This is a genomic window from Streptomyces sp. NPDC041796, from assembly GCF_055590785.1.
Map to the genome: position 1 here is coordinate 62791 of NZ_JBVJAH010000026.1, position 14070 is coordinate 76860.

The 14070-nt window shown below is 72.0% G+C and carries 15 protein-coding genes; 9 read left to right on the plus strand and 6 right to left on the minus strand.

Features of this window, described 5'->3' with window-relative positions; genetic code table 11:
* Window positions 1–110 precede the first annotated feature (110 nt).
* Together ACZ6C1_RS34365 and ACZ6C1_RS34370 are read right to left on the minus strand one after the other, a co-directional pair.
* Entirely contained in the window at window positions 111–536 is a 426-nt protein-coding gene (locus ACZ6C1_RS34365) for an organic hydroperoxide resistance protein (RefSeq protein ID WP_336318157.1), read from the minus strand.
* A 66-nt stretch (window positions 537–602) separates the two neighbouring features.
* On the minus strand, window positions 603–1622 hold the full coding sequence (locus tag ACZ6C1_RS34370; protein ID WP_469246601.1) for an NADP-dependent oxidoreductase: 1020 nt from the start codon (window positions 1620–1622) through the stop codon (window positions 603–605).
* Between the two features lie 121 nt (window positions 1623–1743).
* On the opposite strand from ACZ6C1_RS34370, the gene ACZ6C1_RS34375 reads away from it, so the two are divergent.
* Window positions 1744–2181, plus strand: a complete 438-nt coding sequence (locus tag ACZ6C1_RS34375; RefSeq protein WP_469246602.1) for a MarR family winged helix-turn-helix transcriptional regulator — start codon at window positions 1744–1746, stop codon at window positions 2179–2181.
* A gap of 56 nt (window positions 2182–2237) precedes the next feature.
* Here ACZ6C1_RS34375 and ACZ6C1_RS34380 read toward each other — a convergent pair whose 3' ends face one another.
* Window positions 2238–3050 carry an SCO2400 family protein gene (locus tag ACZ6C1_RS34380; protein ID WP_469246603.1) on the minus strand — a complete coding sequence of 271 codons (813 nt, stop codon included), beginning with the start codon at window positions 3048–3050 and terminating at the stop codon, window positions 2238–2240.
* A 121-nt stretch (window positions 3051–3171) separates the two neighbouring features.
* Here ACZ6C1_RS34380 and ACZ6C1_RS34385 point away from each other — a divergent pair, with 121 nt between their 5' ends.
* From ACZ6C1_RS34385 to ACZ6C1_RS34400, 4 genes are all read left to right on the plus strand, one after another.
* A complete protein-coding gene (locus tag ACZ6C1_RS34385; RefSeq protein WP_469246604.1) occupies window positions 3172–3762 on the plus strand; it encodes a hypothetical protein in 591 nt (196 codons plus the stop codon).
* Window positions 3763–3867: 105 nt separating this feature from the next.
* On the plus strand, window positions 3868–4911 hold the full coding sequence (gene mreB / locus ACZ6C1_RS34390) for a rod shape-determining protein MreB (protein ID WP_469246605.1): 1044 nt from the start codon (window positions 3868–3870) through the stop codon (window positions 4909–4911).
* 670 nt (window positions 4912–5581) lie between these two features.
* Window positions 5582–7021, plus strand: coding sequence for an acyl-CoA synthetase (locus ACZ6C1_RS34395; protein WP_469246606.1), 1440 nt, complete (start codon window positions 5582–5584; stop codon window positions 7019–7021).
* Window positions 7014–8342, plus strand: a complete 1329-nt coding sequence (locus ACZ6C1_RS34400; RefSeq protein ID WP_469246607.1) for a carboxyl transferase domain-containing protein — start codon at window positions 7014–7016, stop codon at window positions 8340–8342. Before ACZ6C1_RS34395 ends, ACZ6C1_RS34400 begins: the two co-directional genes overlap by 8 nt.
* 368 nt (window positions 8343–8710) lie before the next feature.
* On the opposite strand, the gene ACZ6C1_RS34405 is transcribed toward ACZ6C1_RS34400, so the two are convergent.
* Window positions 8711–9190 (minus strand): GNAT family N-acetyltransferase, encoded by a 480-nt coding sequence (locus ACZ6C1_RS34405; RefSeq protein WP_469246608.1) that lies wholly within the window; start codon window positions 9188–9190, stop codon window positions 8711–8713.
* A 55-nt stretch (window positions 9191–9245) separates the two neighbouring features.
* On the minus strand, window positions 9246–9740 hold the full coding sequence (locus ACZ6C1_RS34410) for a MarR family winged helix-turn-helix transcriptional regulator (protein WP_469246609.1): 495 nt from the start codon (window positions 9738–9740) through the stop codon (window positions 9246–9248).
* 116 nt (window positions 9741–9856) lie between these two features.
* On the opposite strand from ACZ6C1_RS34410, the gene ACZ6C1_RS34415 reads away from it, so the two are divergent.
* Complete coding sequence (locus ACZ6C1_RS34415) at window positions 9857–10270, plus strand: organic hydroperoxide resistance protein (protein WP_469246610.1); 414 nt, start codon at window positions 9857–9859, stop codon at window positions 10268–10270.
* On the opposite strand, the gene istB is transcribed toward ACZ6C1_RS34415, so the two are convergent.
* Window positions 10260–11462, minus strand: coding sequence for an IS21-like element helper ATPase IstB (istB, locus tag ACZ6C1_RS34420; RefSeq protein WP_469246611.1), 1203 nt, complete (start codon window positions 11460–11462; stop codon window positions 10260–10262). The two genes, ACZ6C1_RS34415 and istB, sit on opposite strands and share 11 nt — an antisense overlap.
* A 440-nt stretch (window positions 11463–11902) precedes the next feature.
* Between istB and ACZ6C1_RS34425 the strand changes: the two genes are divergently transcribed.
* The 3 genes from ACZ6C1_RS34425 (at window position 11903) to ACZ6C1_RS34435 (ending at window position 13812) form a co-directional block, all read left to right on the plus strand.
* The gene (locus tag ACZ6C1_RS34425) at window positions 11903–12313 is read left to right on the plus strand and encodes a hypothetical protein (RefSeq protein ID WP_469246612.1); all 411 of its coding nucleotides are present in this window, start codon (window positions 11903–11905) and stop codon (window positions 12311–12313) included.
* A gap of 9 nt (window positions 12314–12322) precedes the next feature.
* Entirely contained in the window at window positions 12323–12631 is a 309-nt protein-coding gene (locus ACZ6C1_RS34430) for a hypothetical protein (RefSeq protein ID WP_469246613.1), read from the plus strand.
* 107 nt (window positions 12632–12738) lie between these two features.
* Window positions 12739–13812 (plus strand): ATP-binding protein, encoded by a 1074-nt coding sequence (locus tag ACZ6C1_RS34435; RefSeq protein WP_469246614.1) that lies wholly within the window; start codon window positions 12739–12741, stop codon window positions 13810–13812.
* Window positions 13813–14070: the final 258 nt, after the last annotated feature.

Below are 14070 nucleotides of genomic sequence, written 5' to 3' on the forward strand. Positions count from 1 at the left end.
TCGCACGGGAGACGGCGGGCACCGACGGCCGGCACCGTACGAGCGGAGGGCCGCACCCTGGGTGGGTGCGGCCCTCCGTCACGTACGTACGCTCCCGTACGGCGCGGTGATCAGGCGACGTCGAGGTCGACCGTGATGTTGCCGCGGGTGGCCTTGGAGTACGGGCAGACCTGGTGGGCCTTCTCGATGAGCTCCTTGGCGGTGGCGGCGCTCACGTTCGGGATCTTCGCCGAGATCTTGACGGTAATCCCGAAGCCCTCGGCGTTCTTGCCGATGCCGACCTCGGCGGTGACCGTCGAGCCGGAGATGTCGGCGCCCTCCTGGCGGGCGACGACACCGAGCGCGCCCTGGAAGCAGGCGCTGTAACCGGCGGCGAAGAGCTGCTCGGGGTTGGTGCCCTCGCCGGACCCGCCCATCTCCTTGGGCGGGTTCACGACGACGTCGAGCTTGCCGTCGTTGGTGGCGACGCGGCCGTCACGCCCGTTCTCGGCGGTGGCGACGGCGGTGTACAGGACGTCGGACTGCTGGATCGACATGTAAGAGGTTTCCTCCTGTGTGGCGCCGCGATTCGCGCCCACGATCGCGGCGGGCTGGAGGTGAGCCTATCGGGTGAGTGAAACGATCATCTTGCCGGTGTTCTCACCGCGCAGCATGCCGAGGAAGGCCTCGACGCCGTTCTCCATGCCCTCGACGACGGTCTCCTTGTACTTGAGCTCGCCGGAGGCCAGCCAGCCGGCGACCTCCTCGACGAACCGCGGCTGGAGGGCGGCGTGGTCGCCGACGAGCATGCCCTGGAGGCGCAGCCGCTTGCCGATGACCAGCGCGAGGTTGCGCGGGGCGGGGGTCGGCTCGGTGCTGTTGTACTGGGCGATCATGCCGCAGATGGTCGCGCGGCCGTGCACGTTGAGGGAGGAGATGGCCGCCTCCAGGTGCTCGCCGCCGACGTTGTCGAAGTAGACGTCGATGCCGTCCGGGGCGGCTTCCTTGAGCTGCGCCGCGACGGGGCCGTTCTTGTAGTTGAAGGCGGCGTCGAAGCCGTACTCCTCGGTGAGGAGCTTGACCTTCTCGTCGGAACCGGCCGAGCCGATGACCCGGGAGGCGCCCTTGAGCTTGGCCATCTGGCCCACCTGGCTGCCGACCGCGCCGGCCGCGCCGGAGACGAAGACGACGTCGCCCTCCTTGAAGGACGCCACGTCGAAGAGCCCGGCATAGGCGGTCAGGCCGGTCATGCCGAGGACGCCGAGGTAGGCGGAGAGAGGGGCGAGGGAGGCGTCGACCTTGGTGGCGTGCTTGGCGTTCACATCGGCGTACTCGCGCCAGCCGAGACCGTGCAGGACGTGGTCGCCGACCGCGAAGCCCTCGGCGTTGGAGGCGATGACCTCACCGACGGCGCCGCCGTCCATGGGGTGGTCGAGCTGGAACGGCGGCACGTACGACTTCACGTCGTTCATGCGGCCGCGCATGTAGGGGTCGACCGAGAGGTGCAGGTTGCGGACGAGTATCCGGCCCTCGGCCGGCTCGGCGACGGGCGCCTCCCGGAGGGCGAAGTCCCCGGGCTCGGGCCAGCCGTGCGGGCGGGCGACGAGGTGCCATTCGCGGCCGGACGCGGGAAGAGCGGACATGCTGCGTGCCTCCTGGTATTGCTTCACGTCGTGTTTGTTTCACACGATGCTTGTTTCACGACCTGAAACAACCATGCGCCTGGATATTTAAGGTTGTCAAGTAAATGGGTATCCTGGTGCCATGCCCAGCACACGCACAGACCCGCTCACCCTCGAAGTCGTCGAGTTGATCGGCACGGTGGTGGCCCGCTACCACGAGGAGTACGAGCAGGCCGCCGCGCAGCACTCCCTGACCGGCGCACAGGCGCGTGTCCTCGGACTGCTCGCCCTGCAGCCCACGCCCATGCGCCGCATCGCGCAGTCGCTGCGCTGCGAGCCGTCCAATGTGACGGGCATCGTGGACCGGCTGGAGGCCCGCGGCCTGGTGGAGCGCCGCCCGGACCCGGCGGACCGCCGGGTCAAGATCGCCGCCGCCACGGACGAGGGCCGCGCCACCGCCCGCCGCCTTCGGGACTCCCTCGACTTCGCCCGCGAGCCCCTGGCCACCCTCTCGGAAGCCGAGCGCACGGCCCTGCGGGACCTGCTGCGCCGGATGCTGGGCGCGGACGCGGGCACATAGGGGCACACCCGCGGGGCGGCGTTCCAGGACCAGGGAACACGAGCCTCAGGGAACGCCTAGACGCACCACCAGAGGAACCAGTCGCACGACTCGGTCGGCGTGGGTTCCGGGCCGGGCTCCGCGGGCGGGGGGTCGTCGGGCGCCGGCTCCTCGGGGGCCGGTTCGTTTGGCTTGCCGGGATTGTCGGGCTTGCCGGGGTCACCCGGCGGCGGTTCCTCCGGAGACGGATCGCCCTGCTCCGGGGCGTCCGGGCCGGCCGGCTCCTCGGGGTCGCCCGACGGCTGCGGGGCGGAGGGGTCGCCGCCCGGCTCGCCCCCGGGCGCGGAGGCGGACCTGCCGGGCGTGCCCGACGGGGCGCCGGACTCCTCGGTCCCGGTCCCCGGAGCCTCCTCGGGGCCGCCCGACGCGGAGGCCGACGACACCGGCTCGGTCACCGGGCTCGGGCCGTCCGGCGCCTCGGAGCCCTCCGGCTGCTCGGGCGGCGGCTGCGGCACCGCCACGTCGTCCTGCCGTACGGCGGTGGCGGCACCGTCCTCGCCGGGGTGCTCCATCGCCAGCTCGGCCAGGCTCAGCAGACCGGCCGCCAGGATCAGGGCGGCCACCCCGACCAGCAGCTTGCGCCCCCGCCGCTTGCGCGCCCTGCGCCCCGCCGGGCGTGCCCGCCGGGGGGCGGGCTGGGCGCGGCGCGCCTGCCCACGCGCACGACGGGGCCCCGCGGGCGGATGCTCCTCGTCCAGCTCCAGCTCGTAGACGTGGTCCGCCGCGGACATCTGGGGATCGTCGTGCCGGAGCTCCTCGACGGGCGTACCGCACCCGGCACAGGCCAGGGCGCCGTTGAGGTGCCGCTGACACTGGTGGCAGTAATCCATGGCGCCCGCAGATTATGCGGCGGCGGGACGCCGGAGGTACCCGCGACTGTGAGGATCCTGTGTGGAAACGACCAACACCCGGCGCGCCGCTCGATTCATACGGAAGGGGCAGGATGTCGGCATGAGAGCCTCCGGCACCCCCTCCGCCCCATTTGGCCCCCTCGACTTCCAGCTCGTCCTGCTGCGCCGGATGGCCGATCACCAGCCCGGCCTCGTGGAGGACGCCCGCCATGCCCTGGGCGTGTCGATCACCGACATGCGGGAGGCCAACCGCCGCTGGCAGGCCATGACCCGCTCCCCCAGGTCCCGGGGCGCGCTCACCCGCTACCGCTCCGTGCTCGGCGAGCCCGAGTCCCGGACCCGCCGCACCATCGGGGACCTGGAGTGCGACGCGCTGCTGTGGCCCGTACCGCTCTGGCCCGACCTCCGCTTCGAGGTGCTGGCCGCGCCCGGCGGCGGCCCGGTGTGGAACGAGTGGCTCGTCCGCGCCCCCGGGGCGGCCGGCCCCGAACTGCGCACCCTCGCCGACCTGCGCCCCTGGAGCTGCACCGTCGACGAGGTGGCCCGCGCCTTTCCGCCGGCCCAACCGCTGGAAGGCAGCGCGCCCACCCGGTGGCGGCTGGCGTTCACACCGCCCGGCGGGGCGCGTTGCGTGGCCGAGTTCACCTGGGGGCTGCTCCAGCGGCTCGTACCGGCGCCCGGCGCGTCGTAGCTCCTTCGGCCGCTGTCTGTCACCCCGTCAGCTTCCCCGGCGCGCGCCGGACGCCCCGTGCACGCACGATGCGAGGACGTACCGCTCCCCGGGAGGATCCGCACCGTGACCGTCAGTCTCGAGCAGTTGCGCCGCTGCCATGTCGCCGTCGACCTGGGGGCCGCCAGGACCCGGGTCTTCGTCAAGGGTGTCGGACTCGTCGTCGACGAGCCGAGCGTCGCCGCCGTCAACACGCGCACCGGCGCGCTGATCGCCGTCGGCGAGTTCGCGGAGAAGATGACCGGCCGCACCCCCGACTACATCCGTGTCGTACGCCCCGTCTCCGGCGGCAGCGTCGTCGACATCGAGATGGCCCAGCGGATGCTGCGCCACCTCCTCGGCGAGAAGCTCCGCCGCCAGCTGCGCCGCAAGCCCATGCTGCGCGCCGCCGCCTGCACCCCGCACGACAGCGACCCGCTCGCCCAGCGCGCCACCATCGAGACGCTCGTCGGGCTCGGCGCCCGCCGGGTGGAACTGGTCGACACGCTGATCGCGGCGGCGGTCGGCTGCGGACTGCCGGTGGAACAGCCCACGGCCACCATGATCCTGGTGTGCGGGGCGGCCACCACCCAGGTCGCCGTGCTGTCGCTCGGCGCGATCGTCACCGCCGAACGCATCCCCGTGGGCGGCAACGCCATCGACCACGCCGTCATCCAGTACCTGCGCCACCAGCACGAGCTGATGCTGCCCAGCCAGTCCGTACGCCCCCTCCAGCTCGCCCTGCACGGCAACGGCCTCACCCCGCACGGCCCGGCGTCCACCGAGATCCACGGGCGGGACGTGGCCACGGGCCTGGCCCGCTCCGTGCTCGTCGACACCGCCGCCGTACGCCAGGCCCTGCACACCCCGCTGACCGCCGTCCTCGACGGTATCGGCAAGGTGCTGCGCGACTGCCCGCCCGACCTCGTCGCCGACCTCGTCGACCGCGGCATCATGATGGTCGGCGGCAGCGCGCTGCTGCCCGGCCTGGACCAGATGCTGCGCAACGCGACCGGGATGCCGGTGCAGATCGCGGAACGGCCCGACATCTGCGCCGTACTGGGGCTCGGGGCCATGCTGGAGGGCCGCGTCCAGCCCATCACCCTCAACCCGCTCACCGAGGCCGAGTGACGCACGGATGACCGGGGGCGGCTCCGGCACCGCCCGGAGCCGTGCCCGACGCCCGGTACCGGCCCCGACCCGCGCAGCACCTCCACCGGCCGGCCACGCCGCCGAGCCGACGGACGCGCGGACCGGCGTCCCCACGGTCGTCGACCCCGAGCACGGCCGGCGTGGGCCCGACGCCCCGCCGTACCGGCCCGTCTCCACACCGAGGTGTGCGGCCCGCTGCACCTGACCGGTATGCACGGCGGACCCGCCGATGCCGCGCGCCCTCGCCCCACAGGCGAGCATCGCCCGGTCGCCGACCGGCTCCTCACCACCCTGCGGCCCACCGCCGTGGGGCCCGACAGGTCGACGCCACGATCACCCTCCCGGACGGCGTGACGGCCACGGACGACGGCACCAGGAGCACGACCCCGACCTGACGGTCACCACGGGACGCGGACGGCAGCGCCGATCCTCCCCACCACCGGGATCGGCGTTGTAGCCGTGCGCGAGGACGACCGGATCACGGCTGGGTACGGTCTCGCCGGCCTGGGCCCTACCCGGCACGAGCAGCGCCGGAACTGCGGCGAACAGCACACGCGGCATCGCTTCCCTCTGCGCGCCGGCGGGGAGAATGGTGGGGCCTGTGACCGCGGATGAACAGCCCTGTGCAGCTTTGCGAGGAGGACGACGAGTGAGTTCGCTCTTTCCGGCCCTGGACGCCGGATCCGACCGGTCCGCCCTGCGATTCGGGGACCGGTCGCTCACCTACGGCGAACTACGCGCCGCCGCGGGCTCCTTGGCCGCCCGGCTGGACGGGGCCGAGCGTGTCGCGGTCTGGGCCACGCCCACGCTGGAGACCGCCGTCGCCGTGGTCGCCGCGCTGCTCGCGGGCGTACCGGCCGTACCGCTCAACCCGAAGACGGGCGAGCGGGAGCTGACGCACATCGTCACCGACAGCCGCCCCGCCCTGGTCCTCGCGGCACCCGGCGACGAACTGCCCGCGCCGCTGGGCCGGTTGCCCAGGATCGACGTCACCCCGGACGGTGACGCACCGCCCCCGCCGGAGCCGGAGGACGCCGAGGCTCCCGCCCTCATCGTCTACACGTCGGGTACCACCGGCGCGCCCAAGGGCGCGGTCCTCCCCCGCCGCGCGATCGCCGCGACCCTCGACGCCCTGGAGGACGCCTGGACGTGGACGTCCGACGACGTCCTCGTGCACGCCCTGCCGCTCTTCCACGTCCACGGGCTGATCCTGGGCGTGCTCGGCCCGCTGCGGCGCGGCGGAGCGGTGCGCCACCTGGGCAGGTTCACCACCGGCGGCGTGGCGCGGGAGCTGTCGGGCGGCGGGACGATGCTGTTCGGCGTCCCGACGATGTACCACCGCATCGCGGAGGCCCTGGCGGACGACCCGCAGTTGGGGAAGGCGCTGGCGGGCGCGCGGCTGCTGGTCTCCGGCTCGGCGGCGCTGCCGCTCCACGACCACGAGCGGATCGCCGCGCTGACGGGCCGCCGTGTGATCGAGCGGTACGGGATGACCGAGACGCTCATGAACACCAGCGTCCGGGCGGACGACATCGAGCCGCGCACCGGCTCGGTCGGCGTGCCCCTCCCCGGGGTCGCCGTGCGCCTGGTCGAGGAGGACGGGACGGAGATCACCGCGTACGACGGGGAGACGGTCGGCGAGATCCAGGTACGCGGGCCCAACCTGTTCACCGGGTACCTGAACCGGCCGGACGCCACGGCGGCCGCCTTCGACGGCGGTTGGTTCCGCACCGGCGACATGGCGATCAGGGACCCGGACGGGTCGGTACGGATCGTGGGACGCAAGGCGACCGACCTGATCAAGAGCGGCGGGTACAAGATCGGCGCGGGCGAGATCGAGAACGCCCTCCTCGACCACCCCGGAGTGCGGGAGGCCGCCGTGACCGGCGAACCGGACTCCGACCTGGGCGAACGGATCGTCGCCTGGGTCGTCCCCGCCGACCCCGACGACCCGCCCGCGGCGGACGTCCTCGCGGACCACGTGGCGGCGCAACTCGCCCCGCACAAGCGCCCCCGGACCGTCCGCTACCTCGACGTCCTGCCCCGCAACGACCTGGGCAAGATCATGAAGCGGGCGCTCCATGGCTGACCGCGGTACCGCCCGCGAGGTCATCGCGCTGGTCACCGACTCCTTCACGGAACGCACGCCGCCCGCCCGTTCCTGCGCGCCCGACGGGCCGCTGTCGTGGGAGGGTTACGGCGCCTCACGCGCCCGCGCGGCCGACCGGACCGGCGAGGCCGAGTCCGTCGTCTACGGCACGGCGACCATCGGCGGCCGCCCGTGCGCCGTCCTCGCCTTCGAGTTCGGCTTCCTCGGCGGGTCGCTGGGCGAGCGGGCCGGTGACCGCCTGGAGGACGCGTACCGGGTGGCGCGCGAGGAGCGCGTCCCGCTGCTCTCCCTCGTCGCGACGGGCGGCAGCCGGATGCAGGAGGGCATGGTCGCGCTCACCCAGCTCCAGCGGGTGGCCCGCGCGTCGGTGCTGCTGCGCGAGGCGGGCGTGCCGCACATCGCGGTACTGCGCGACCCGGCGACCGGCGGCGGGTGGGCGACGGTCGGGGCGGGCGCCGACGTGATCCTGGCACTGCCCGGGGCGCAGATCGGGTTCGCCGGATCGCGGGTGCGGCCCGCGGACGCCGAGCCGGCCGCGTACACGGCCGAGGGCCAGCTTGCGGCGGGGCACGTCGACGCCGTCGTACGCCCCGAGGACCTGCGTGAAACGGTCACACGGTGGCTGACCGCGCTGACGAGCCCCGCCGACGAGGTCCCGCCACCCTCCGCCCTGTCCGGCACACCCCTCCCCGCGACCGGCTGGGACGCGGTCCGCCAGGCCCGTGACCCCGCCCGTCCCCGCGCCGAGGCGTACCTGGACGCGTACTTCACGACCCGGCTGCCCCTGGTCGGCGACCGCTGCGGCGGTACGGATCCGGGGCTGCTGTCCGGGATCGGGCTCCGCGCCGACGGGCGGGCGGTGGCGTACGTCGCCCAGTGCGGCACGGCGACCCGCCCGGCCGGTTACCGCACGGCCGCCCGGGTGATCCGGCTCGCGGACCGGCTCGGCATCCCGGTGCTGACCCTCGTCGACACCCCGGGCGCCGCGAACGACGCGGAGGCGGAACGGGAGGGCGCGGGCGCGGCGATCGCGGACGCCTTCGCCGCCGTCGCGGCCGCACGTGTCCCCCTCACAACCCTCCTGATCGGCGAGGGCGGCTCGGGCGGGGCACTGGCCCTGGCGGCGCCGGACCACACGTGGGCCACGCCGGACAGCTACTTCTCGGTGATCGCCCCGGAACTGGCGGCGGCCATCCTGAAACGCCCACCCGAGGACGCCCCCCGCACGGCCGAACAACTCCGCCTGCGCCCCCAGGATCTGCTGGACCTCGGCGTCGTACGAGGCATCGTCCGACGCTGATGCCGGCGTTCCGGGTCGGGGCCCCTCCGGGCTCACCTCCTCGCCGTCGGCGCGGCACCGAGCCGGACTCGGAGCCGTATCTCGCCGCCGATCGTCCCCCTACGCCCTGGGGGGCGTGGGGGGACCCCCAGCGGGGGCGAGCCTGCACGGCCCCTCCTCGCCGTCTTACAAGTACCACCGGCCCGCACCCGGCGTACGACCGGGGTGTGGCCGTGCAGGGTCGCCCCCGCAGGCGTTGGCGGCCTATGCGGGGCCACCTTGCTCGTGACCCAAGGCCGCCGGCGCCGAGGAGGTGAGCCCGGAGGGGCCACACCCCACCACCCACCCCCACCACCCACCCGCACCGGCCGCACCGCGCCCGGCTCGGGTCAGGTCAGGATCAGCTCGCCCACCCGCTGGTCTCCGCTGGTCTCTCCGGTCGGCCGGAAGCCGAGCTTGAGGTAGAAGTCCTCCGGCCCGTTCTCGCCCGGGACCCAGCTTGTCGTCATGCGGGTGCCGCCACGCCGGCGGATCTCGGCGGCCACGCACTCGACCGCGAAGCGGCCGTATCCACGGCCCTGTTCCCCGTCGGCGATGTTCAGGCGCCAGAGACCGGAGCGGAGGTCGGGGCCTTCACCGGCGCGGCCTTCGCCGGCGAAGTCGATGTCGAAATAGGCCATGAGGAAGCCCACCGGCCGGTCACCGTCGAGGATCAGGCGGGGCCAGGCGGTGTCGGGGTGTACGTACGCCTCCGCGAGTGACCGCACGACCGGCGCCACTCGGTGCTCCTGGTCGGGGTGGACCCGGATGTCCATCGCGGCGTCGATGTTGGCGGGGGTGATGGGCTCCAGGCGCAGCTCGTTGATCATGGGGCGAACCGTAGGTCCGCCGGCCCGACCGGTCCAAGCGAGTTTCGCCCCGCCCTCACTGCTCGGTGACGCAGTCCTCGGACAGGGCGCCCGCCTCGGCGACGTCGAGGGCGGCGGTCAGTTCGTTGAGGCGGGCGCGCAGGGCGCGCACTTCTTCCAGCGGCATCCCGGTCGCGGCGGCGATCCGGCGCGGTACGCCGAGGGCTCGCTCGCGCAGTTCGGTGCCGGCCGGGGTGGGCCGGGCGGTGACGGACCGCTCGTCCTCGGGGCTGCGGCGCCGCTCGATGTACCCGGCGGCCTCCAGCCGCTTGAGCAGCGGCGACAGGGTGCCGGAGTCCAGCCGCAGGTGCTCGCCGATCTGCTTGACGGGCAGCTCGCCGTGTTCCCAGAGGACCAGCATCACCAGGTACTGGGGGTAGGTGAGGCCGAGGTCCTTGAGCACGGTGCGGTAGACGCTGTTGAAGGCGCGTGTGGCGGCGTGCAGCGAGAAGCAGATCTGGTGGTCGAGGCGGAGGAAGTCCTCGTCCCGCACAGTGCCGAGCGTGTCCATGGGTCCAGGGTACGACACAACCCGCATGCACCATTTAGTTGTGCACAACTGAATGGCGCGCTATAAATGGAGCACCGATCCACTCCACCTCCCCTCCCACGAGAGGACAGCCCCTCATGGACGCGCTCTACACCGCTGTCGCCACCGCCAACGGCCGTGAAGGCCGTGCCGTCAGCTCCGACGGCCAGATCGACCTTCCCCTCGGCTTCCCCAAGGCCCTGGGCGGCAACGACCAGGGCACCAACCCCGAGCAGCTCTTCGCCGCCGGGTACGCCGCGTGCTTCGCCAGCGCCATGGGGGCGATAGGCCGCCAGGAGAAGATCGACGTCAAGGACGCCTCGGTCACCGCCGAGGTCAGCATCGGCAAGGACACGGACGGGGGCTTCGGCCTCGCGGTCGTGATGCGCGTCGAGCTGCCGGACCACCTCCAGGGAGAGCCCGGCCGCGACCTGCTGGAGAAGACCCACGCGTACTGCCCGTACTCCAAGGCCACGCGCGGCAACATCCCGGTCCAGCTCGTCATCGAGTAAGGCTCGGGGCCAAACGGCGTGTGCGATAGCTGTCGGCGTCGAGGGTGATGACCTCCGCGTGGTGGACCAGCCGGTCCACCGTCGCGGAGGCCGTCGCGCTGTCGCCGAACACCTCGTCCCACCGGCCGAGCGGCCGGTTGCCGGTGACGATCAGCGAGCCCCGCTCATAGCGGTGTGAGACGAGCTGGAAGAAGAGGTGCGCCACCTCGGGGTCGAAGGGCACGTAACCGACTTCGTCCACGACGAGCACCGGGTACGCGTCCAGCCGGGCCAGCTCCTCGCGCAGCCGCCCCGCGGCCTTGGCGTCCGCGAGCCGGGCGCCCCACTCGGCGGCGGTGGCGAACAGCACCTGATGACCGGCCTGACACGCCCGTACGCCCAGGGCGATGGCCAGATGGGTCTTGCCGGTGCCCGGGCCGCCCAGCAGCACCACGTTCGCCTTCCGCGCGATGAAGTCGACCTTGCCCAGCCCGGCGATCACCTGCGGCTCGGGCGCCCGCAGATGCCCGTCGTCGAACATCTCCAGCGCCTTCCGGACGGGGAACCCCGCGGCCTCGATCCGCTCCTCCGCCCCGCCCCCGGGCTCCTCCAGCACCTCCCGCTCCTTGTCCCGCTGGGCCGGAACGACGACGTCCTGAGACGCCTCCTTCAGGGGGTGCGCCCTGGCCTCGTGCGCGGCCATGGGCCCGGACATGTACGCGAGGATCGCCGCCGAGGCGATGAACGCCATATGGATGACCGTCCCCCAGAGCAGGTCGTGCCGGGGCGTGTGGTGCACGTCGACGAACATCTGGAGCAGGTGCACCGAGGAGATCCCGACGATGGCGGTGGCCAGCTTGACCTTCAGCACGTTGGAGTTGACGTGCGACAGCCACTCGGGCTGGTCCCGGTGCCCCTGAAGGCCGATCCGCGAGACGAAGGTCTCGTACCCCCCGACGATCACCATGATCAGCAGATTGGCGATCATCACCACGTCGACGAGCTTGAGGACGGCGAGCATGACGTGCGTCTCGTCCGCGTGCCCGCTGATGACGTGGTGGATGAGGTGCCACAACTCGTTGAAGAACTTGTAGACGTACACGCCCTGCGCCGCCACCAGGCCGAAGTACAGGGGTGCTTGGAGCCAGCGGGTCGCGAAAAGGGCACAACCCAAGGTGGTCATGTTCGACGGGGGCGAGGTGGGGCGGGACATGAGACCTCCAACGGCCGGGAGGTTCGTCATTCTTGTGCGCTGCCACCGACAATCTGAATTCACACCACTCGTTGGGGTTAATAGAAATCCAGTAGCACCGGGTCGCCCTCACGACTCGGCGCCTGCCGGCACGGACCCGCCGCGAGCACCGCACGAGCGGCACTTGAGTCACCCCATCGGTCCGCCTCCGCACATCCGCCGACCGTCCGAACGGCGGGCACCCTGTGGACTGGTACAGATGCATGACGGCACCACACGCCATTCGTAGCGAGGGAACCACATTCGAACACGCCTGCCATAATGCGGTGAGCAGCACATACGCATGGCGGGAGGGGTCCGGGAAGCGAGCGGACGACCACCTTCACGATTTCGGTGGCAGAGAGGCGTCGGGAAGAACCGTGCGGCGGTCATACTGGTGACCCGCCGGACCCAGGGGGGACATGGTGCGCATCGACGTGGAATGGCTGAGGAGCCTTTCCGATCTGTCCAAGGGAAAGCGCGGCCCGACGCTCGAAGACGTCGCCAAGTTCCAGGAACTGGTGGACACCACCGCCGAGTGGATCCAAGAATTCCTGCCACTGCGGCCCGACATCGTCGACGAGCTGACCTACGAGGCCGCGATGTCGTACTTCATCGAGCACCGCCCCAAGAGCTCTCGCGTGGCCAAGGGGGCGATCCTGCTCCTGCCGCACCCGGAGGGCGCCAAGCTGGTGCAGGTGTTCCTCGACCGGTCCCACGGCCTGGTCACCAAGGTCGACGGCAAACCCTTCGGCCGGCAGCTCATCGCGCGGAGCCTGGACCCAGAGCTGTCGGACGCCTTCGCCGGGCAAGAGCTCCTGATCGTCGAATAGGGATGAATCGTGCCTCTTCCGCTGCTGGCCGTGATCGTCATGGCGGCCACCGCCCTGTCCGTCGTGGTCCTGGTCATCGTCTACTACGACGAGATCGTCTCCTGGTTCCACAGCCGTAACGAGATCAAGGAATCGGACCGGGACAACGTCGCCTTCACCATCAAGACGAAAGAGGAGTCCGGCGAATACCGGCTGGTGCAAGGTATTTTCAACAAGCGCACCGACCGCCTGGTGGAGGGGCGGGCCATGCGTACGAAGGAGGTGGACGCCACGCTCGACCACGTCCACCGTGGACACGAGCTGGTGATCTACGAGTGAGCGACGTGAGCCGCCGGCCGGCGGACACTCCGGTGCGGCAAGCGGCGGGAGCGAATCCCGGGCCGGTGTTCACGGTCTCCGGAATACCGGCAGCCACCCCTGAGCACGTGGCGGCGATTTGCCGGTCCCGTCTGCTCACGGCGGCGAACGGACTCGCGGAGTCCGTGGGTACGGCCGCGTTCACCCTCACCGTGAACGGGGCGGGCGCCTCGATCGGGAACGGGGGGCGGGAGGCGGACCGACGCGTGGACGAGCCTCACCGCTACGCGCCGAGCGCACCGCATTTCGGTTTCGACCAGCTCGTCGTCCCGGACGAGGTGAAGTCCGACCTGCTGGCAGCGGTGCAGGTACTGAGCGTCAGGGACCGGGTGTTCGAGGAGTGGGGGCTGCGTGAGATCGAGCCCTTTCCCCGGACCGCGCTGAACTTCCACGGCCCGCCGGGCACCGGGAAGACGCTGGCCGCCCATGCCATGGCCGACCGGGTGGGGCGGCGGATTCTGGTCGCCAGTTACGCGGAGATCGAGAGCAAGTATCACGGCGACGGCCCCAAGAACGTACAGAGGCTCTTTCGCGCGGCGGAGGAGACCGAGTCGCTGCTCTTCATCGACGAAGCCGACTCGCTGCTCTCGCGGCGCCTCACCGATGTGACGCAAGGGTCCGAGCAAGCCATCAACTCGATGCGCAGTCAGCTTCTTATTTGTCTCGAGCGTTTCCAGGGGATCGTCGTTTTCGCCACCAACCTCGTGGAGAACTACGACAAGGCGTTCGAGACCCGGGTGCGTAACATCCGCTTCACCCTGCCGGATCACGTGACGCGGGCGGAGATCTGGCGTCGGCACCTCGTGGACGCGCTGCCGCTGGACCCGGGCGTCGACCCCGTGCGGCTCGCGGCGAGCGCCGATGACATCTGCGGGCGGGACATCAAGAACGCCGTCGTCGATGCCGCCGTACGAGCGGCGGTCGCGGGGCGTACTCCGCTCACGACCGGCGACTTCCTGGCGGCCGTCGAACGGATCAAACAGGCACGTGTACCGCGCTTCCGTGGCGTCACGGAAGCGGAGGAACGAGAAGTGGAGGACACGATCCGGGAGACGGTCGGCTCCCGGCGGAATCCGGTGGGCGGGCCCGATGACCGTGCCGGCCGCGGGGAGCACGTCGCCGCGCGTCCCGTCCGTCAGTGAGCGGCATGGAACGCTGAGGCCGCGTCGTTCCGGTCCGCGAGGACCGGTCGGGAAGGACGGTGCGGGGACGCGCCGGTGGCGACGCGTCTCAGCCGGTGTGCGGGATGCGCGGCTAGTGGCCGCGGTCGATGACCGACCCGTCAGCTCCGGGACAGGCCCTGTGGCAGGCCCGGTGCCGGTCGGGGGGGGGGGGGGGGGGGGGGGGGGGGGGGGGGCACGACGGCGCCGCCCCCCCAGACGGGTGCAGAGGGGAAGAGG

What these genes read in the sequence shown, in the direction of transcription:
- ACZ6C1_RS34365 (WP_336318157.1), bottom strand. Translation starts at nt 536, where the DNA reads ATGTCGATCCAGCAGTCCGACGTCCTGTACACCGCCGTCGCCACCGCC.
- ACZ6C1_RS34370 (WP_469246601.1), bottom strand. Translation starts at nt 1,622, where the DNA reads ATGTCCGCTCTTCCCGCGTCCGGCCGCGAATGGCACCTCGTCGCCCGC.
- ACZ6C1_RS34375 (WP_469246602.1), top strand. Translation starts at nt 1,744, where the DNA reads ATGCCCAGCACACGCACAGACCCGCTCACCCTCGAAGTCGTCGAGTTG.
- ACZ6C1_RS34380 (WP_469246603.1), bottom strand. Translation starts at nt 3,050, where the DNA reads ATGGATTACTGCCACCAGTGTCAGCGGCACCTCAACGGCGCCCTGGCC.
- ACZ6C1_RS34385 (WP_469246604.1), top strand. Translation starts at nt 3,172, where the DNA reads ATGAGAGCCTCCGGCACCCCCTCCGCCCCATTTGGCCCCCTCGACTTC.
- ACZ6C1_RS34400 (WP_469246607.1), top strand. Translation starts at nt 7,014, where the DNA reads ATGGCTGACCGCGGTACCGCCCGCGAGGTCATCGCGCTGGTCACCGAC.
- ACZ6C1_RS34405 (WP_469246608.1), bottom strand. Translation starts at nt 9,190, where the DNA reads ATGATCAACGAGCTGCGCCTGGAGCCCATCACCCCCGCCAACATCGAC.
- ACZ6C1_RS34410 (WP_469246609.1), bottom strand. Translation starts at nt 9,740, where the DNA reads ATGGACACGCTCGGCACTGTGCGGGACGAGGACTTCCTCCGCCTCGAC.
- ACZ6C1_RS34415 (WP_469246610.1), top strand. Translation starts at nt 9,857, where the DNA reads ATGGACGCGCTCTACACCGCTGTCGCCACCGCCAACGGCCGTGAAGGC.
- istB (WP_469246611.1), bottom strand. Translation starts at nt 11,462, where the DNA reads ATGTCCCGCCCCACCTCGCCCCCGTCGAACATGACCACCTTGGGTTGT.
- ACZ6C1_RS34425 (WP_469246612.1), top strand. Translation starts at nt 11,903, where the DNA reads ATGGTGCGCATCGACGTGGAATGGCTGAGGAGCCTTTCCGATCTGTCC.